The sequence below is a fragment of the Prevotella lacticifex genome (assembly GCF_019973375.1).
GTDB lineage: Bacteria > Bacteroidota > Bacteroidia > Bacteroidales > Bacteroidaceae > Prevotella > Prevotella lacticifex.
On sequence record NZ_BPTV01000001.1, the window covers coordinates 1,310,313 to 1,329,398 of the forward strand.

Annotated in this window: 17 protein-coding genes; 7 read left to right on the forward strand and 10 right to left on the reverse strand. The window is 49.4% G+C overall.

All coding sequences use genetic code 11. From position 1 onward, the window contains the following. Positions 1-87 precede the first annotated feature (87 nt). Positions 88-642 (forward strand): sugar O-acetyltransferase, encoded by a 555-nt coding sequence (locus LDN30_RS04870; protein WP_223928837.1) that lies wholly within the window; start codon positions 88-90, stop codon positions 640-642. A 1-nt stretch (position 643) separates the two neighbouring features. Continuing rightward, a complete protein-coding gene (locus tag LDN30_RS04875; protein WP_223928838.1) occupies positions 644-1,102 on the forward strand; it encodes an NUDIX domain-containing protein in 459 nt (152 codons plus the stop codon). A gap of 152 nt (positions 1,103-1,254) precedes the next feature. On the opposite strand, the gene LDN30_RS04880 is transcribed toward LDN30_RS04875, so the two are convergent. Together LDN30_RS04880 and LDN30_RS04885 are read right to left on the reverse strand one after the other, a co-directional pair. Further along, positions 1,255-3,159, reverse strand: coding sequence for an IS1634 family transposase (locus tag LDN30_RS04880; protein WP_223925324.1), 1,905 nt, complete (start codon positions 3,157-3,159; stop codon positions 1,255-1,257). Between the two features lie 434 nt (positions 3,160-3,593). Next, positions 3,594-6,116, reverse strand: a complete 2,523-nt coding sequence (locus LDN30_RS04885) for a YfhO family protein (protein WP_223928839.1) — start codon at positions 6,114-6,116, stop codon at positions 3,594-3,596. Positions 6,117-6,233: 117 nt separating this feature from the next. Between LDN30_RS04885 and mtnN the strand changes: the two genes are divergently transcribed. Together mtnN and LDN30_RS04895 are read left to right on the forward strand one after the other, a co-directional pair. Further along, positions 6,234-6,899: a 5'-methylthioadenosine/S-adenosylhomocysteine nucleosidase gene (mtnN, locus tag LDN30_RS04890; RefSeq protein WP_223928840.1), complete on the forward strand. Its 666-nt coding sequence runs from the start codon at positions 6,234-6,236 to the stop codon at positions 6,897-6,899. A 47-nt stretch (positions 6,900-6,946) separates the two neighbouring features. Then, positions 6,947-7,426 carry an S-ribosylhomocysteine lyase gene (locus LDN30_RS04895; protein WP_223925769.1) on the forward strand — a complete coding sequence of 160 codons (480 nt, stop codon included), beginning with the start codon at positions 6,947-6,949 and terminating at the stop codon, positions 7,424-7,426. Between the two features lie 914 nt (positions 7,427-8,340). On the opposite strand, the gene typA is transcribed toward LDN30_RS04895, so the two are convergent. Further along, entirely contained in the window at positions 8,341-10,143 is a 1,803-nt protein-coding gene (typA, locus tag LDN30_RS04900; protein ID WP_223925771.1) for a translational GTPase TypA, read from the reverse strand. Between the two features lie 227 nt (positions 10,144-10,370). Between typA and rpsO the strand changes: the two genes are divergently transcribed. Continuing rightward, a complete protein-coding gene (gene rpsO, locus LDN30_RS04905; protein ID WP_223925772.1) occupies positions 10,371-10,646 on the forward strand; it encodes a 30S ribosomal protein S15 in 276 nt (91 codons plus the stop codon). A gap of 198 nt (positions 10,647-10,844) precedes the next feature. Here rpsO and folK read toward each other — a convergent pair whose 3' ends face one another. The 6 genes from folK to LDN30_RS04935 all read right to left on the reverse strand — a co-directional run bounded on the left by folK (position 10,845) and on the right by LDN30_RS04935 (position 15,411). Then, positions 10,845-11,300, reverse strand: a complete 456-nt coding sequence (folK, locus tag LDN30_RS04910; protein ID WP_223928841.1) for a 2-amino-4-hydroxy-6-hydroxymethyldihydropteridine diphosphokinase — start codon at positions 11,298-11,300, stop codon at positions 10,845-10,847. A 129-nt stretch (positions 11,301-11,429) separates the two neighbouring features. Then, positions 11,430-12,659 (reverse strand): S-adenosylmethionine:tRNA ribosyltransferase-isomerase, encoded by a 1,230-nt coding sequence (locus tag LDN30_RS04915; protein ID WP_223925774.1) that lies wholly within the window; start codon positions 12,657-12,659, stop codon positions 11,430-11,432. A gap of 3 nt (positions 12,660-12,662) precedes the next feature. Then, a complete protein-coding gene (gene truB / locus LDN30_RS04920; protein ID WP_223928842.1) occupies positions 12,663-13,361 on the reverse strand; it encodes a tRNA pseudouridine(55) synthase TruB in 699 nt (232 codons plus the stop codon). A gap of 21 nt (positions 13,362-13,382) precedes the next feature. Further along, positions 13,383-14,213 carry an undecaprenyl-diphosphate phosphatase gene (locus LDN30_RS04925; RefSeq protein WP_223925776.1) on the reverse strand — a complete coding sequence of 277 codons (831 nt, stop codon included), beginning with the start codon at positions 14,211-14,213 and terminating at the stop codon, positions 13,383-13,385. Next, positions 14,213-14,482, reverse strand: coding sequence for a DUF3098 domain-containing protein (locus tag LDN30_RS04930; RefSeq protein WP_223925777.1), 270 nt, complete (start codon positions 14,480-14,482; stop codon positions 14,213-14,215). The genes LDN30_RS04925 and LDN30_RS04930 overlap by 1 nt, the downstream gene beginning before the upstream one ends. 47 nt (positions 14,483-14,529) lie before the next feature. Beyond that, positions 14,530-15,411: a cell division protein FtsX gene (locus LDN30_RS04935; protein ID WP_223925778.1), complete on the reverse strand. Its 882-nt coding sequence runs from the start codon at positions 15,409-15,411 to the stop codon at positions 14,530-14,532. Between the two features lie 211 nt (positions 15,412-15,622). On the opposite strand from LDN30_RS04935, the gene LDN30_RS04940 reads away from it, so the two are divergent. Together LDN30_RS04940 and LDN30_RS04945 are read left to right on the forward strand one after the other, a co-directional pair. After that, on the forward strand, positions 15,623-16,429 hold the full coding sequence (locus tag LDN30_RS04940) for a radical SAM protein (protein WP_223925779.1): 807 nt from the start codon (positions 15,623-15,625) through the stop codon (positions 16,427-16,429). A gap of 21 nt (positions 16,430-16,450) precedes the next feature. After that, complete coding sequence (locus LDN30_RS04945; RefSeq protein ID WP_223925780.1) at positions 16,451-17,866, forward strand: hypothetical protein; 1,416 nt, start codon at positions 16,451-16,453, stop codon at positions 17,864-17,866. A 434-nt stretch (positions 17,867-18,300) separates the two neighbouring features. On the opposite strand, the gene lpxA is transcribed toward LDN30_RS04945, so the two are convergent. Then, the gene (gene lpxA / locus LDN30_RS04950) at positions 18,301-19,086 is read right to left on the reverse strand and encodes an acyl-ACP--UDP-N-acetylglucosamine O-acyltransferase (RefSeq protein ID WP_223928843.1); all 786 of its coding nucleotides are present in this window, start codon (positions 19,084-19,086) and stop codon (positions 18,301-18,303) included.

A 19,086-nucleotide genomic window follows, 5' to 3' on the forward strand; every position in this document is an offset into this window, starting at 1 on the left:
GAAAATCATTGTCTTTTGACATTCCGGCTGATTTTTTATTTGTATCTTTGCATCCGTCAGCGAATAAAGTAATTTCAAAATTTGATTATGACAGAAAAAGAAAAACAACAGGCCGGCATGCTTTACGATGCCAATCACGACCCTGAGGTGCTCGCCGACCTGCACCGTTGTGAGCAGGAGTGTTTCGAGATTAACCAGATAGCTCCCAACAACCGCGAGGAGCGTTTCCGCCGACTGCGCAATCTCTTCGGCAAGACGGGGAAGGGGTTCACGGTGGTCAGTCCGTTCTTCTGCGACTATGGATATAATATTAAGGTAGGCAACAACTTCTTCTGCAATGCCTATTGCGTCATCCTCGACGAGGCTGAGGTCACCTTTGGCGACAATGTTTTCATTGCTCCAAGCTGCTCTTTCTACACCGCCGGTCACCCGCTGAACGTCGAAGATCGAAACAAGGGTCTGGAGTATGCGCGTCCTATCCATGTGGGCAATAACGTCTGGATTGGCGGCAACGTGACGGTGGTGCCCGGAGTGACCATCGGCAACAATGTGACGATAGGTGCCGGGTCGGTCGTCACCCACGATATTCCCGACAATGTGCTTGCTGCCGGCAATCCGTGCAGAATAATCAAACGACTCTGATATGTACAGTTACGAATATCCGCGGCCTGCTCTGACGGCCGACTGCATAGTTTTTGCACACGCCGATGATGGTATCCGGGTATTGCTTGTAGAGCGCGGCAACGAACCATACAAAGGGTGCTGGGCTTTCCCCGGAGGATTTATGAATATGGACGAGACCACTGCTGAGGCCGCCCGCCGCGAACTTCGTGAGGAGACTGGGCTCGACGTCGGTGCTATCCGTCAGCTCGGTGCCTACGACCGGGTCGACCGCGACCCTCGTGGCAGGGTAATCACGGTGGCTTATATGGCCATTGTCGATGATGCCGGTGATGTCTGCGGTGGCGACGATGCCCACGACGCGCGCTGGTTCCCGCTCGACAGCCTCCCGCCATTAGCTTTCGACCACGACAAAATCCTCGCCGACGCGTGCCGGATGGCTATAAATCCATCGACGGGACAACTGAAATCTATGGGGTGAGTCGGTTGGTGTGGGCGGCCAATAGCGCGGGAGTGTATAATCAGTCTGACAAGATGATGAAAGAAAGCTATGAATATAATTTGTTAACCCAACTTTGACATCGTATTTTGCTTAGTTGTTCTGTATCAGCAATTTAGTGTTTTTAAAAAGTCCTACTGTGTTCTACAGATTTTTATTTTTTTAAATGGCACTTTACTGATTTTCAACAACTCGTAGATTTCAGCTGCACTATCTGTAGGCACACTGCACAGTCTGGTCTCGACAGCCTCTCCAAGCGCATTTACTGCTGTGGTAGTAACTGCTTTTTGAGTCTTCATGATCCGCATGATCTCCGACCAGTACGGTGTCGAACGCTCCCGCCCATGCTCATCCTTGCCTTGCTTTCGCCGGGCAACCTTCATCTGATGGCGCACGGTGTTTACTATCCAGTAAGCCAGCAGCCCTAAGAAAAGGTGTGCGTCTGCCCTATTGTCAGTCTGGTGGTATATGGGCCTGAGGCTGAGGTCGGTTTTGAGCTGCCGGTTGGAGCATTCTATTTCACGTATAAGATTATAGTAGTTCCAGGTCGTTTCCTCATCTAATTTCTTCACATTGGTTCTGAGGAAGTATGTTCCGTATTCCACCTTGTCCGGGATGTTGACCTCCCATGTCATAGAAGCGACTTTGTCGTGTCCGTCATCCTCAACTTTTATATTGTAATATCGGCTTATAGAGGGATATTTTCCTTGCAGGGCACCGATCCTGTTTTGTACCTTGCCGTAGTTTTTTATCCCGTGTTTTGATTGGGTACTCTTTCTGATTTTTTTCAACCCTTCCTCAAAACGCTCACGGAATTTGCGGTTCATGGATTCTTCCTTCAACGCTTTTGCAGGAGAGTCTATTTTGAGGTAACAGTCGTCATTCTTGGCCGTTGTTACGCGTTGAAGCGTTATCTCGCGCTTCAAGCAATCGCAAACTGTGACTTTGGGAGCATTCTCGGGGGTGGTGTATTCGGTAAGAGCTTTGCGGGATACACAAAGATAGTTGTATCCTTTGTCCCTTATAGTCTTGAGGTTATCTTCAGTTGAGATACCTGCGTCAATGACTACAAGCACTCCCTCGTTATCGGGACATTTGGCCGGATTCTCAGCAATAAGCTCGTCCACCATGTTGGGAAGTGACTTTGGATCGGCGGTATTGCCTTCCAGTACCGCACTGTAACGTATGAAGCCGTCAGTATTGATGCATAGCGCGAGGACAAGCAGCTTGCAGTCGCTGCGTTTCTCCTTTGAACGGCCAAAGGCAGCCTTCTTGCTGCCGGTCTTGCGTCCCTCAAAATAAAAGTTGGTGAGATCGAAGAGCATAATGCGGTTGGTCGGTTTGAAGAGGTCGTCGGTCTTGTGGCAAAGATACTTCTCAAGCTTATCCTTTATGGAATAAAGGTCATCGGCAACTCGATATATCCTCCTTGGAGTTATTTTGGCCATAGGAAGGTCAAGGAGTTCGCACACTGCAGAGTTCTCTTTTATAATGGATATTGACTTTAATTCGGACGGAGTATAGGCCGCCCTCGTAATAAGATGGGCCAAAGTGACCTTCACCTTGTCCTCAGACCATCCCAAAGAACGGAGAAATGTATCCAGACCAAGTTTACGAATCGTTTGCAGGCATAGCCATTCGCAGCCGACTTCCCTTGCGTCTGTATGCCTCATAGTGTCAACATCTATCCGTTTCCTGGCCTTGGACTTGCTTCTCTCGTAGGCGTTGCCCACAATATCAAGTTTTTCCTCCTCGACAAGTCTGGCCCAGTACGCATGCACTCTGTCACGAACCACTTCCGAGTAACCTTGCAGTTTCTCATCCCAAAGTTGGACATCCTTCTGGTGATTGTACAGATACGTCAGTCCACGCGCAACATCTCTTATCTGCTCTGGGGATAGGTCATGTATAAACCCGACATTGAGCAATATCAAAGTACATACCCTACCGCTGGCATCGCGATAGGACTCCTTCAGACGGTAATACTTCTCGTCTTTACACGTCTGTGGGTTGTAACGTATTTGGGACGTAAAATTCATGCCGCAAAGATAAGCAATCCCTACGACATTGCTGTGTTCTACATTGCGATTTTGAGCAGTTTGACCACGCAAACCCCTATAAACACTGGAAAAAATTCTGAAAAAAAACATTAGAGCGTCAAACTTGGGTTAATATTATTCATAGTGGACGATGAAAGAATTCGTCCTTGTAACTGGTTGTTTATCAATCGATTACAAAACGGCCTGTTTTGCATTGCGAAACGGGCCGTTTTAGGATGCGAAACGGTCCATTTCGCAAGCTGAAATGGGCCGTTTTAGATGCTAAAATGATATGTATTGGATTGCTGTAAAGATATTTCGCTATTACAGAAGTCCGCGTTTGCTGTGATGGAGTGGGGGAGAACCACCGCCATTAAGTATTGATAATGGCGGCAGCGGCCTCACTCTTTTGTTCTTCTTCCGTTACTGATGGCTTATGCCTCGGCAACAGCCTTCTTCTTTCTCTCCTTAAACTCGATGAAGAGTATCACTAAGATGGCTATCAGTAGCAGTGCTGAAGCGATGTAGGAGATGGTTTCGGTGGTCGTGATCGACTTTGGATGGAAGTCGAGGACAATCTTGTGGTTGCCCGGCTTGACGTTGATGGCTCGCAGAACATAGTTCACACGGCCAATCTCGGCGGGCTGTCCGTCGACGGTGGCTGTCCACTCGGGGTAGTAAATCTCGGAGAAGACGATGACACCTCCATTCTTCGAGCTGCAATCATACTTCAGATTGTCGGGCGAATACGCTGTGAGCGTCACCTTGGCTGTGGAGTCGTTGACGGCACTCTGGCCCAGGGCAGCCTCAAACTTCTTGTCGGCAACGGCCTCGTGGTGGAGGTCTATCTTTCCGATGCCGTCGATTTCGGCGTTGGCGTTGTCGACATAATCGACCTTATTGACAAACCAAGCGCTACCCATGGCACTCTTGTTCTCGATGGCTATGGGCTGCTGGTTCTGCGGTCCTACGATGAGGTACTTGGTGTTGAGCATGTTCAGTGCCGGCATGGCATTGCTCTTGTCGGTCACCTGCATCATGTTGTCGGCACGCTGGCTGAGGTTCTCGGGCGAGAGCACCTTGTTCATGTTCTGCATCTCGGGCATGATGTAGTGGTCGATGAGCTCCTGATAGCGGCGCAGCTTAGCCGGATGGTAGCCACCGATGCTGTTATGATAGTACGAAGTGTTGTTCTCGTTGAACGTATTCGTGGTCATGTTCAGCACGCGGTAGTCGAGGCTCTTGTCCTTGAGAATCTCGTCGTCGGCCGGAGTCTTGGCTATCGGCTGGTCGACCTGATCCTTAGGCTCGAACATTCCGTCGTTGAGATAGCGTTTGTCGACCTGCCACATGTCGAAGAGACAGAGGGCTATAACCGTTCCTACAAACACCTTGGCGTCGATTTTCTTAGTCCTGTAGAGTAGAGTGAGGACTACACCGATGAGAATAATGATGATGGTCCTGATGCAGTCGGCACGGAAGATGTCCTCACGAAGGCCGATAAGGTTCGACTTTATAGGAGCCAGCTGGTCGGCGGGGATAGCTGCGAGAGCCTGGTTCTCGGCCGACGAGATGAAGTCGAAGAACACACCCGGCATGAGCCAGAATATCAATGCGATACCGGCGGTGCAGCCGAGACTTATCCAGAAGAACTTCATGTGGGTCTTGAGATAGTCGGGTTCGTCGACAATCTTCTTCAGTGTCATCATCGCGAGGAGCGGAATGGTGAACTCGGCGATGACGAGGATACTGGCCACGGTACGGAACTTGGCGTACATGGGCATGTAGTCGATGAAAAAATTGGTCAGTCCCATGAGGTTCTTACCCCACGAGAGGAGTATCGACAGGATGGTGGCTGCCAACAGAGCCCACTTCATCGGTCCCTTGACGATAAACAGTCCCAAGATGAACAGGAACAGTACGAATGCTCCTACGTAGACGGGACCGCTCGTTCCCGGCTGCTCGCCCCAGTACTGGCCTATCTGCTGATAGAGCTGCTCATACTGAGGATCGCCTTTCTCCTGTACAATCTTGTTGTTGATCATCGGCTCGGAGGCACCGCCCTTGGCGTTAGGAATGAGCAGAGTCCATGTCTCGCCGATGCCATAGCTCCATTGGGTGATGTAGTCGCGGTCGAGGCCGGAGCTTGTCTGATTCGAGGGGTCGGTCTTGCTGGCCAGCTCACTCTTTCCGCGCATCGACTCTTTCTGGTACTGCCATGTGTGGTAGAGGTTCGTACTGTTGATGGCTATTCCCAATGCGGCGGCTATGAGGCAAACCACAGTGGCCTTGGCAAATTGCGGGAGGGTCTTGTTCTTTATGGCTACAGCTAAGAAAGCGAGGACCATAAAGAAGATTACGAACAGATAGTAGTAGGTCATCTGCACGTGGTTGGCGTTGATTTCGAAGGCGGCAAAGATTGTCGTCACAATCAGTCCCCACAGATACTTACCCTTGTAGGCCAGCACTATACCCGCAATCATCGGCGGGAGATAGGCCAGAGCCATCACTTTCCAGAAGTGACCGGCTGCGATGATTATTAAGAAATAGGACGAGAAAGCCCATATCACGGAGCCTAACGCTGCCAACATCTGACGGAAGTCGAAGGCGCGAAGGAGAATGTAGAATCCGATGAGGTAGGCGAAGAGATACCAGACGTACTGCGGCAGCCACAGATGATAGGCCTGCACAAACTGGTTGAGGATGTTCGTGCTCTTGTACGACGACCGCATCTGATACGTCGGCATACCGCTGAATGCGGTGTTTGTCCAGTGCGACACGTCGCCGGTCTTGGCATAGTGGTCGTCGACATCCTTGTTGAGGCCGGCGCCGGCGGTGTTGTCACCCTGGTAGAGAACTTCTCCGCGCGTCATGGGCACGAAGAAATAGGCCACTGAGATTAAAATAAAAAAGATAACTGCCGCAATGTCGGGCAGACATTTCTTCAATGTATTCATTAGTTTGTTTATCTATAGTTTCTCTATAATTGCTTGCAAAAGTAATAAAAAGTATTGAGAAAAGTATTCTTTACGCCATTTTTTACTATCTTTGCGAACGAAAAAAAGTACGGAGTAATGAAAATAGGAATTATAGTGGCAATGGACAAGGAATTTGCGCAGCTCGAACGGCTGTTCCGCGGACGCGAAGACATTGTCCTCCAGAAGTGTGGCATAGGAAAAGTGAACTCGGCTGTCGGTGCCGTGGAGATGATTCGTGACTCGCGTCCCGACCTCATCATTTCGAGCGGATGTGCCGGTGGCGCCGACACCAGTCTGAATGTGATGGATGTCGTCGTTGCAAGCGAGTGCACATATCATGATGCTTATTGTGGTGACAACTGCGAGTATGGGCAGATCATGGGTATGCCGGCGCGGTATAAGGCACCCGAGGAACTCGTCGCTAAGGCTTGCGCTATCAGCGATTTAGGCGCGACGACGGCCGACGACGGTACGAAACATAGGATAGTGAGCGGTCTGACGGTCTCGGGAGAGTGGTTCGTCGACAGCAAGGATAAGATGCGTTCAATTCTCGAGAAGTTTCCTGATGCAAAGGCCGTCGATATGGAGAGCTGTTCGATAGCTCAGACTTGCTATAAGTATAATGTGCCGTTCGTCTCGTTCCGTGTTATCAGCGATGTGCCGCTGAAGGACACAAAGGCCAGTCAGTATTTCGATTTCTGGGACCGTATTGCCAACGACAGCTTTGAGGTAACACAGCGGCTCGTCGACGCAATACTCTGATTATCATTGACATAGTATCTTACAGACAATATCTTTACATTGAAGAAATGAAGAAAATACCATCATTTACAATTAATCACACGAAGTTGCTACGTGGCATTTATGTCAGCCGTAAGGATGAAGTCGGGGGTGAGGTAGTTACGACTTTCGACATCCGTATGAAAGAACCGAACCGTGAGCCTGTGCTCCATCCGGGAGCCCTGCACACGATAGAGCACTTAGCCGCCACTTATCTTAGGAACGACGATGAGTGGAAGGACCGCATCTTGTATTGGGGACCAATGGGTTGTTTGACAGGTAATTACCTGCTGCTCAGAGGAGATTATGATTCGGCCGACATCGTTGAACTGATGAAGAGAACCTTCCGGTTCATCGCTGATTTCGAGGGCGACATTCCAGGTGCTGCGCCAGCCGACTGCGGCAATTATCTACTCCACGATCTGCCGATGGCTAAGTGGGAGGCAAAGAAATTCCTCACCGAGGTGCTGGAGAACATCACTGAGAAGAACTTGAACTATCCGGCTTGATGATTGTCCCGACAGCGGCTGCTGCGTCTTTAGTCGACCGTACTTTCGTCCGTTATAGCTTATGTGTCAGTCGATTATACGTGGTTTGCTGCTGTAGAGCTATAAGTAAAATAATGTGGGCATGTTAGCTCCTGAGTTCGTCAATGCATCACCCAAAATTATAGTGCATGTCTGATGCGATTGATATTCATAAGTAGGAGGGCGGGGATACGGACTCTTTTCTGACAAAAACCAAATAAAACCACTTGCGTTTGCAAGGGCTGTGCCCATTGTTTCTTCTTCGTCGCCGACTTGCTCCGAAGCAAGCTTCGGCAAGCCGGCGACGAAGAAGAAACAGCTTTCGTACCTCAGGCTTGCAACCACAAGGAAAAACCGGCAAAACCGCTGATGCCGCAAAATGCATCGTGATAGTCTGTTTTCAAGGTTTTTCTTTGTGTCAGCGTCAAGATCCGACGTAGGAGGATCTGCCATTAGGGGTCTGAGGGCAAAGGGACAAAGCCCTTGGCACTGACACAAAGGGTTTTATTGGTTTTGGTTGCAAGTTATAAATCGCAAGTTTTTTGGTTTTAGGCTCAAGTTATGATTGTTTATTAAAACGTTGATTATTCGTAGAATGAAATCTTCGTTTATGGAGGGCTTGAAACTGCCATTGTTTCAGCCAAAATCATCATAGATAAATCATAATATGCTGATGATCAGAATATAAATTTGATTTCTATTAAAAGGTGATAAAGTCAGGAAATAATGTGGTCATGTTGACAGTGTAGAGGTATCGTAACGATCCGGCCATCAGCTGTCAACCCCGCCCTTTACATTATTATATATACGGAAAAATCCCATCAGACTTCCCAAATCGTGGTTCGTCTGGTGGGATTTTTAATATCTATTCTTCTCTGCAAGAAGCAGCGAACGGATTATTCCTTGTTGGCTCTCTTTCGCTCGAGATGGTCGAGGATAATCTTGCGCATGCGGATGCTCTTCGGTGTAACCTCTACATACTCATCGGCTTTGATGTACTCCATGCACTCCTCAAGGCTCATCTGAACCTTCGGGGCCACCTTAGCCTTCTCGTCGGAACCTGAGGCACGGACGTTGGTGAGCTGCTTGGCCTTAGTAACGTTGATGACGAGGTCGTTGTCGTGAACGTGCTCACCAACAACTTCACCGCCATAGACTTCCTCTCCCGGATCGATGAAGAACTTTCCTCTGTCCTGAAGCTTATCGAGAGCATAAGCATAAGCGGTACCGTTCTCCAATGCTATCATTGAACCATTGACGCGGCGGGTGATGTCGCCCTTCCACGGCTGGTACTCCTTGAAGCGGTGAGCCATAATAGCCTCACCCTGAGATGCTGTCAGTACATTGGTGCGCAGACCGATAATACCACGCGACGGGATGTCGAAAGTGATGTTCACGCGGTCGCCCTCGTTGTCCATAGCTGTCATCTCACCCTTGCGGCGGGTAACCATATCGATCATCTTGCTTGAGAACTCCTCAGGAACATTAATTGTCAGCTCCTCGATAGGCTCGCACTTCTGACCGTCAATCTCCTTGATAATTACCTGTGGCTGACCAACCTGCAGCTCGTAACCCTCACGGCGCATGGTCTCGATGAGCACTGACAGATGGAGAACGCCACGGCCACTGACAATCCATTTATCCATAGAGCCCTCAACCGGCTTTACGCGCAGGGCGAGGTTCTTTTCCAATTCTTTCTGCAGACGCTCCGAGATGTGGCGTGATGTGCAGAACTTACCCTCACGGCCGAAGAACGGTGAGTCGTTGATAGTGAACAACATACTCATTGTCGGCTCGTCGACGGCGATAGGAGGAAGAGCCTCCGGATTCTCGAAGTCGGCGATGGTGTCACCGATCTCGAAGTTCTCAAGACCGATGACGGCACAGATGTCGCCGCTGCTGACCTCCGGAACTCTCACGTGGGTAATGCCCTGGAAAGTGTGAAGCTCCTTAATCTTTGTCTTCTCCATGGTGCCGTCGCGGTGGCAGATGGTAATGTTCATTGCGTCCTTGAGGGTTCCGCGGTGTACGCGTCCAACTGCAATACGACCGGTATAGCTCGAGTAGTCGAGCGATGTGATGAGCATCTGGGGTGTGCCCTCAATCATCTTCGGCGCCGGAATCTCACTTAATATCAGATCGAGAAGATAGTCGATATTGTCGGTAGGATGCTGCCAGTCGGGGCCCATCCATCCTTGTTTTGCTGAGCCATAGACGACTTTGAAGTCGAGCTGCTCCTCGGTGGCATCGAGATCGCACATCAGGTCGAATACCATCTCGTAGACTTCCTCAGGGCGACAGTTTGGTTTGTCAACCTTGTTTACAACGACTATAGGCTTCAGACCAAGCTGTAAAGCTTTCTGAAGCACGAAACGTGTCTGAGGCATCGGACCCTCGAAAGCATCCACGAGGAGAAGACAGCCGTCGGCCATGTTAAGCACGCGCTCTACCTCTCCACCGAAGTCCGAGTGTCCAGGGGTGTCCAGAATATTTATTTTCGTCCCCTTCCAGTTGATGGCAACGTTTTTCGAGAGAATGGTTATTCCTCGCTCGCGCTCCAAGTCGTTGGAGTCGAGAACCTCGCCGCTTTCATCCTTTCCGTCACGGAAAGAGTTGCTGGCCATCATCATCTTGTCGACCAGTGTTGTTTTTCCGTGGTCGACGTGAGCAATAACTGCTACGTTACGAATATTTTGCATCTTTATACCTTAAAAAATAGCTGTCGAGAAAATTTTCGGTGCAAAGGTACATCAATTTAACCACAAATACAAAATAAATCATGTTTTTCTTTGTTTATTAACAGGAAAGTAACTACCTTTGCACCGCATTTCGGAAAATCCGATGCATTCAACATTGTGAACCGTTGTGATTAATGGCGGCTTAGCGGTGGAAGGATGTAAATGCACAATTCAAATTAATCAACAAAATGTATTTAAGCAAAGAAAAGAAGGCAGAGATCTTCAGCCAGTATGGCGTTCAGAAGAATGCTGCCGACACTGGTTCTGCTGAGAGCCAGATCGCACTGTTCACTTATCGTATCAAGCACCTCACCGAGCATGTGAAGGCAAACCACAAGGATTTCGTCACAACACGTTCGCTGACAAAGCTCGTTGCAAAGCGTCGTCGTCTTCTCGACTACCTTTACGATCAGGATATCGAGCGCTATCGTGCTATCGTTAAGGCTCTTGGTCTGCGTAAGTAATTCTTCCTCAGGCCGTTGTGCCGAAAGAAGGGAGAGCCCTGGTGATGGGCTACAAACGCAGTCTTAAATAAAAATTCCCTGTCATATACATTCTTGTATTATGATAGGGATTTTTCTTTTATAGTTTTGGATGCTTGCCGTGAGTCGGATTACGGCTATTCGCACATTGGCAGTGGCATCATCATTCTCCTGGAGGATTCACTTTTTATCCTTTTTCGATTCACGACCGTCCTTTGTAGGGAGAATTTCCATTAGAGGTTTCATCACGAAGTCGCGTTCTTTCATGTGGGGGTGGGGAATCTTCAAGTCCGGCTCGTCCAATGTTATATCGTCGTAGAGGAGAATGTCTATATCTATCAGCCGGTCATGATAGATGCCGTTATGGCTCTTTTCCTTCCTACCCATCTCTTGTTCAATGGCTTGCGTCATCTCCAACAGCTCGTGAGCCGAAAGGTCGGTCAGTACAAGGATGCACGCATTGAGGAACCTGTTGTCACTCTCAAAGCCCCAGGGCTCTGTCTCCAAAAATGAAGATTGGCGGACGACATCGCCCACCATCTGTCCTATTTTTTTTATTGCTTCGTTGAGATTGTCCTCTTTGTCGCCGAGATTCGTTCCGAGACTAAGATAGACTTTGTGCAATTTTTCTGGCATGAAAGACTTACTAATGTTGTCAAAACATCGACCAAGACGTTCGATGTTTTTCCTGTTATCTGATATTTAAGACAAATAATTATCCCACCACCGGCACTACGTGGTGCCAGTGATGGGCATTGTTTTCTTTTAATCGTCAAGAATCAGCATACCATCGCCGAAACATCCGAACTTATAGCCGTTCTTCAGTGCAAGCTCGTAAGCTTTCATGGTGATATCGTATCCACCGAAAGCGCATGCCGACATCATCAGAGTCGATTCGGGATGATAGAAGTTTGCGAGCATAGCGTTGGCAAGTCCGAACTCGTAAGGAGGGAAGATGAACTTATTTGTCCATCCCTCATATTCCTTCAGAAGGTTATCGGTGCCGACAGCGGTTTCCGTAGCTTTTGCCACACTCGTACCGACGACGCAGATGCGCTTACCGGCCAATTTGGCCTTGTTGACGGTGTCGCAAGCCTCCTTGTTGATGAACATCTGCTCCGATTCCATCTTATGCTTTGTGAGGTCCTCGACTTCAATCTGGTTGAAGTTGCCCAGACCACAGTGCAGAGTGATGAATGCGGTGTTGATACCCTTAATTTCGAGCATCTTCATCATCTCGCGGGAGAAGTGCAGGCCTGTTGCCGGTGCCGTGACAGCACCCTCTTCCTTTGCGAAAACGGTCTGAAAATCGTCCATATCCTCCTCACGATATGGACGGTCTTGAACGGCCACCGTCTTCGTGGCGTTAGGATCATTGGGCGTCGGTGCCGAAACCGTCTCCTCGTGAGTATGGTCAATAATATAGTGTGGCAGCGGCGCCTGACCAAGAGCGTAGAGCTCGCGCTTGAATTCGTCGTGCGGACAATCGTAGAGGAACCGCAGCGTACGTCCGCGGCTGGTGGTATTGTCGATGACCTCAGCCACCATCGTGCCCGTATCGTCGAAGAAGAGCTTGTTGCCAATTCGAATCTTTCGTGCCGGTTCAACGAGAACGTCCCACAGCCTCATCTCGGCATTAAGCTCTCTGAGGAGGAAGACCTCGATTTTAGCATCTGTTTTCTCCTTTGTTCCGTACAGACGGGCAGGGAAAACCTTTGTGTCGTTGAAGACCATCACATCGCCATCGTCGAAGTATTTGCTTACATCCTTGAATTTGATGTAGTCGTCCTCCGTCGGCTCACCCTTGACATCCTTGTTGTAGAGGTCGATAGTTTGCGACTTGCGGTGAATGACCATCATGCGTGCCTCATCGCGCCTCGTGACCTGGAACGTCTGTGTGGTTCCGTCACTGCGCTTGATAGTTCTTTCGGATACATGCGGATAGAGTGCAATAGCATCATCCGGCAGATTAAAATTGAATTGTGATAACTTCATATATTATTCTAAGAACTTTTGTTTGTTAAGCCACTCTTCGAAGTGGTCGTAGTTTATGCAGTCCTCAACGCGTATGTCTCCCACTCTTGTCCGTCTGAGGGCAGTGAGATAGGCACCACTGTCGAGGGCTCTTCCAATGTCCCGTGCGAGTGCTCTGATGTAGGTTCCTTTTCCACATACCACCCGTATTGAAGCCTGCATCTTTTCGGGGTCGAAATCCGTCAGCTCAATATCGTCGATATGGATGTGCTTGGGTTTCAGTTTCACATCCTCACCATTGCGGCGGTAGTTGAAAGCCCTCTCGCCGTTGACCTTTACCGCGCTGTATGTCGGCGGTACCTGGTCGATGTCGCCAATGAACTGGTTTATAGCCTCCAAAAGCCTTTCCCTTGTGATGTGCTCAGTGGGATAGGTGGCGTTGACTTCGTGCTCCATATCGTAGCTGTCGGTCGTCGCACCGAGTTGCAGGGTCGCCGTGTACTCCTTTGTATGCGTCTGGAGCGTTTCTATCTGCTTTGTCATCTTCCCGGTGACCAAAATCAGTACTCCTGTTGCTAATGGGTCGAGTGTTCCCGCATGCCCCATTTTTACCTTTGATCCGTTGGCCTGGGTGCAGAGATAACGGATATGGGCCAGTGCCTTGAAACTCGTCAGTCCATAGGGCTTGTCGATCGGTATGAGTACTCCTTCCTTGAAGTTCATCTGCTCTGATTATGCGGTGATTTAATCTACCATCGACAGCGAATGGCCGGTGAGCAGAAGAATCAGAATGATAGCTCCGATGACAATACGGTACCATCCGAAGAACTTGAATCCGTATTTCGTAAGGAATCCAACGAACCACTTCATAGCCAGCATAGCCACGACGAACGCGATGACGCATCCGACGATGAGCAGCATTATGTTATTGCTTGTGGCCCAACTTGTTCCTTCCTTGAACATGTCGAGGAGGTCGAGGAGGGTAGCGCCGGCCATTGTCGGCACAGCGAGGAAGAACGAGAATTCAGCGGCATTCTTTCTTGTCAGCTTCTGCTGCATGCCACCGACGATTGTCGCCATACTGCGGCTTGTGCCGGGGATTACCGACAGACACTGCCAGCAGCCGATGATGAACGCCCGCTTAACGGTTACCTTATTATATTCAGAACCCTTGTTGAAGATTCGGTCGCAGAAGAGCATGAAGATGCCGCCTACTACGAGCATGATAGCCACGACGAGCACACTGTCGAGCAGCCAGTCGAGCAGTCCGCTCTTTTTGGCAGCCAGTCCGATGACGACGGCGGGCAGGACACCGATGATAAGGCGCCAGTAGAACTGCATCTTGTCCTGAAATTCCTGCTCATTGCGCATCTGGAAGAAGTGCTTCCAGTACAGGCAGACAACGGAGAGAATGGCTCCGAACTGGATGATGAAGGTGAACGCATGGACGAACGGGTCGCCCTGCTGAACACCGAGAAGATTCTGAGTGATGATCATGTGCCCCGTCGACGATACCGGAAGAAACTCCGTCAGCCCCTCGACGATAGCAATGATGATGGTTTGGATTAAGTCCATTATTTATCTTTTGGCTTGATGATGATTGCGAAGATTATTGACACAAATCCGATAAGGGTAACTACCGGAGCAACCTTGATGTGCATGGCACTGAAGATGCTGGGGTCGAAGACCCGGTTCGTCGACTCTCCGCCGGCCATGAGGAAGAAACCCAGCAACACCACGACAACACCTGCTGCCAACAGGATAAAGTTCAACTTGCCGAAAGCGAGATTCTTCTTGTCGGTAACAGCTACCGGCTCTTGGTTCTTTTTAGAATTATTTTCCATTGTATATTAATTGTTTCTATTACGATGTCGAAATATTTTTACTTTTCCTATATCTTATACAAGTCACCGGCCTTCATGTTGAGGAACTTGTTGACACTGAGGAATGTGCATATCAGTGTTATGACCACACCGAATACCACTACTATGCATCCCGTAATGACCATCACCTTCCAGTCGATAATCGTCGTGATGTCGGGCTCGTATTTTGTCAGGGCGTACATGCCGATGCCGAGGACGACGAGGGCGATGAATGCCGACAGCAGTCCGAGGGCCACCGACCTCTTGAGGAACGGTCTGCGGATGAATCCCCACGATGCACCCACGAGTTTCATGGTGTGGATAGAGAACCGGCGCGAATAGACGCTGAGCCGTACGGAGTTGTTAATCAGCGAGAAAGAGACTATCGTCAGCAGTGCGGCGAGGATTATCAGTATGAGTCCTATCTTCCCCAGCGTGTTGTTGACCGTGGCTATGAGGTCCTGCTTGTAGTCGATGTCGGTCACCCCGTCATACGTCTTCAGCTGAGCGGCGATATTCTTTATCGAGTCGTTGTTGGCATAGTTGGCCTTGAGCTGTATCTCTATCTCGGCCGTGAAAGGGTTCTCACCGGCAAACTCCGACGGGTCGGCACCCAATTCCTTGGTTCCTTCCTTGAGGGCATCCTCCTTGCTTATGAAGTTTGTCTTGGTTATATAAGGCTGTTGCTCAACGAGTTGTGAGAGCCGTTGAGCCTCCTGGTCCGACATGTCCGGACTGAGAACCATTGTGACGGTAAGATTTTCCTTTACGTAGGATGACAGGTTGACACCGGTGAAGACCGTAAGCACGACCATGCCAAGGAGTATGAGCACCATGGCGGTGCTGATACACAGTGTTGCTACCTGAAGTCCGTGCCTGCTTTTGCCGGCTTTCTTTCGTTTCTTATTCATTATTCGGGTATAATTAGCCAAATTTCATGCAAAGGTAAGTCATTTCAAAAGAAGAACAAAATAAATTAGGTTTTATTTGCAGTTAATAGAAAATTCTGCATCATAACGGCTGCTGTATAATAACTTTTTCATACTTTTGCATGAGCTGAGGGCGAAGAAAGCGATAGCTTTCAGCTCGCGGCACAAACAGAAAGTATAGAAAGGAAACGAAATGAGCACAGTTATTTATCCGTCACCGATATTCGGTCCCATCCACAGCCGCCGACTCGGCATCTCGCTTGGAATCAATCTCATGCCATCGGATGGCAAGGTCTGCACGTTCAACTGCATCTACTGCGAGTGCGGTTTCAATGAGGATTTCCGCCCTAAGCACCGGCGTCCCACACGTGAGGAGGTTGCAGCCGGTCTCGAGGCGAAGCTCAAGGAGATGCATACGCAGGGCGTTCATCCCGATGTCCTGACCTTTGCGGGCAACGGAGAGCCCACAGGACATCCTGATTTTGCCGGAATCATCGACGACACTGTCTCCCTTCGCGACAAATACTGCCCCGATGCCAAGGTGTCGGTGCTGAGCAATTCTACCTTCATTGACCGCCCGGCGGTTCACGATGCGCTGATGAAAGTCGACAATAACATTCTGAAACTCGATACCGTAGATGCCGAATACATCTCGAATGTCGACCGCCCCACGTCACCGGCTTACGACGTAAGGAAAATCATCGAGGGCATCCGGTCATTCAACGGCCACGCCATCATCCAGACAATGTTCATGAAGGGCACCTTCGTCCGCCGCTCCGGTGACGGCACTCCGACGACTATCGACGTGTCGAATGTCGACGAGAAGTATGTGAAACCATGGCTCGACGCCGTGAAGTATATTGCGCCGCAAGAGGTGATGGTCTATACCATTGACCGCGAGACTCCCGACCACGACCTTCGTAAGGCCTCGCACGAGGAACTCGACACCATCCGCGACCGCGTCATTGCCCTTGGCATACCGTGTACGGCATCATATTGATAAACATATCACGGAATAACCATGAATCTCAGGATAGCAAGCAGAGTAGTCTTCTGCCTTTGGGTGATGGCAATGCTCGTTGTATGGGCAATCTTCCACGACGAACCGCAGTGCATTGATGCCCAGCGCTTTATACGCAATGCCTTCAACAACTGGAATAACAGGACTCTATATCCATCTCGTATAGACCTCTACCAGGACTATATAACGGCTGTTGGCTATACCAATTACATCCAGCTGGTTCATCTTTGTCTCGGTAAGATAGGGTGGATACAGTTTATCAATATGGCAATGAATGTTGCCATAGCATGTGAGATGTACTATGTGGCGAAAAGTTTTTTCGGTTCCATGACTGCATCCGTTGCTATGATATTGTTTTGTCTGACCACCACGAACATCTTTCCACCCATACAGTTGGTTACCGAAATACCATACCTCTTCTTGGCTTTGAGTGGTTTCACGGTTTGTGTTTACGTGGCTAAGAGACGACCCGGGCGGAAAATGCATCCCGTTAAGTCCTTTGCGTTGCTTGCTCTTTCTGGGGTAATCTTTGCTGTTGCCCACACGGTGAGGGCTGTCGAACTTGCTTTTGTTGTCCCGGCATTGGCACTGCTCGTGTGGTCGGCGTTTCTCGGCGATGATACCACAGCCGCACGAAAGCTGAGCGTGAAGAAGGCAACGGCACGTGTGGCCTCAGTTCTGCTGCCTTATGTCATTGTGCTGATGGGGATTGGATTCTTCTACAAGACGCAGACGGGTGTGTACCTCAACGGACCTATGACCGGATGGCACAATTTCGTTAAAGTTGCCGATTCTGTTGATCCTGTATCTACTGGTGATTCACCCGTTTATGAGCCTGGAGGCTACGCTTACATTCCGTCGTGGGATAAATACACCTTTGCGGAGCGCGACTCCATGTATAAAGAAATGAGCCTTAGGTGGCTCCGTAATCACCCGTCGCAGTTTCTGTGGGCCTATGTACGTCGGTGCGTAAAACTTTGGGGTGCCGATTTTTACTACCTCCCAGGACTAACGAGCAACGTCTACTTTCAATATGCCATTCATCAGCCTGGAGCTGAGAAGACTCTGCTGAAGATGCGCCTCAAGGAGATATGCTATAGTGCTGTGTGGTATTTCATCTTCTTGCTTTTCATTTTCGGGACGGTGAAGATGGCAAAGTCTATATTGAAGAATAAACCAAATGCGCTCGTACGTGGTTCAGGCAGCCTGTTTCAGCAGTGGAATTTTGTCGGTGGAACAATCCTCTTGTTTGTAATGTTCTTAGGTACCGTTGGCACATGTCTTTTCCCCATCGAAATAAGGTTTCACTATCCATACAACTGGGCGTTGACAATCCTCGGAGCACAGACACTGGTCGGAATCCTCACACGAAAGAGAATAATTCGAGATAACGGGCGCATTGAAATCCGTTGTTGAAGAAGAAATATCGAGGAAATATTTTTACACCATTCCAAAACATACCGTTTCGCCTTCTAAAATGGTCCGTTTTAGGCTCTGAAACGGTCCGTTTTGGACTGCGAAATGGACCGTTTCGCAACGCAAAACGATACCTATTTGTAAGCCGTTGATACTCAGTGACTAACGGATGCGGTGCGACTAAGATTATAATTTGAATTATTTTTACAGTTAAAGTTGGCTGTAGAGGATTCTATCCGGGCTTTAGCAGAATCTCTGCCCGGATGCCTTTATGCATCGTTCAGTTGCTCTTCGCTATTATCAAGAAGTACTAATCCGTTGCTTGGGATAAGGAAAAAACAAAACGGACAACACCACTGTCCCCGCTGTTCCCTCTGCTGAAGAGAGAGAAAAGTGGCGGGCAGTGCTGTCGTCCGTTTCGATACAATATTCTATTAGGATATCTTTGTTACGATGCCGGCCTTCGTTGATGTAAGGAAGTCGACGATATTCCGGATCTGCGGGCCGTCGGGTACCTGCTGCTTTATCTGCAGGCTCGCGTCGAAGACGGATGTCTGTCCGTGGAACACCAGTCGGTAGGCATTGGCGATGTGCTTGAGAACCTTATCGTCGGTACCGAGAATCTTCCCGAGGATAGAGTTTATACCGCAATACTTCAGTGGACTGCCTCCAATGATGACGTATGGAGGAATGTCTTTTGAGAATGTGGCTCCAGCCTGCAACAGTGCGCACTCTCCGACACGCGTGTTGGCGTTCTCAATGACTCCCGACGAGAAGATGGCGTGGTTGCCTATCTCGCAGTCGCCGGCAATTTTCGTTCCGTATCCGAAGACACACTTGTCGGCCACCTTCGTGTCGTGGGAAATGTGCACACCCTCCATGAGGAAGTTGCCGTTGCCGACGACGGTCTGTCCCCCGGTGTGTGTGGCTCGGTTGATGACCACGTTTTCGCGGATGACATTGTCGTTGCCGAGGATGCACTCACTTGCCTCACCGCAGAACTCAAAGTCCTGCGGAATGGCGCCGATGACCGTTCCCTGATGAATTTTGTTGCCGTTGCCCATCCGTGTGCCGTCGAGGATACTGACGAACGGGAATATCAGGCAGTTGTCGCCGATAACCACGTCGTCCTCGATATAGGCGAACGGGAAAACCTTTGTGCCGTCTCCTATCTTCGCGTTAGGGGAGACGTATGCTTTTGGACTTATATCATTTGCCAT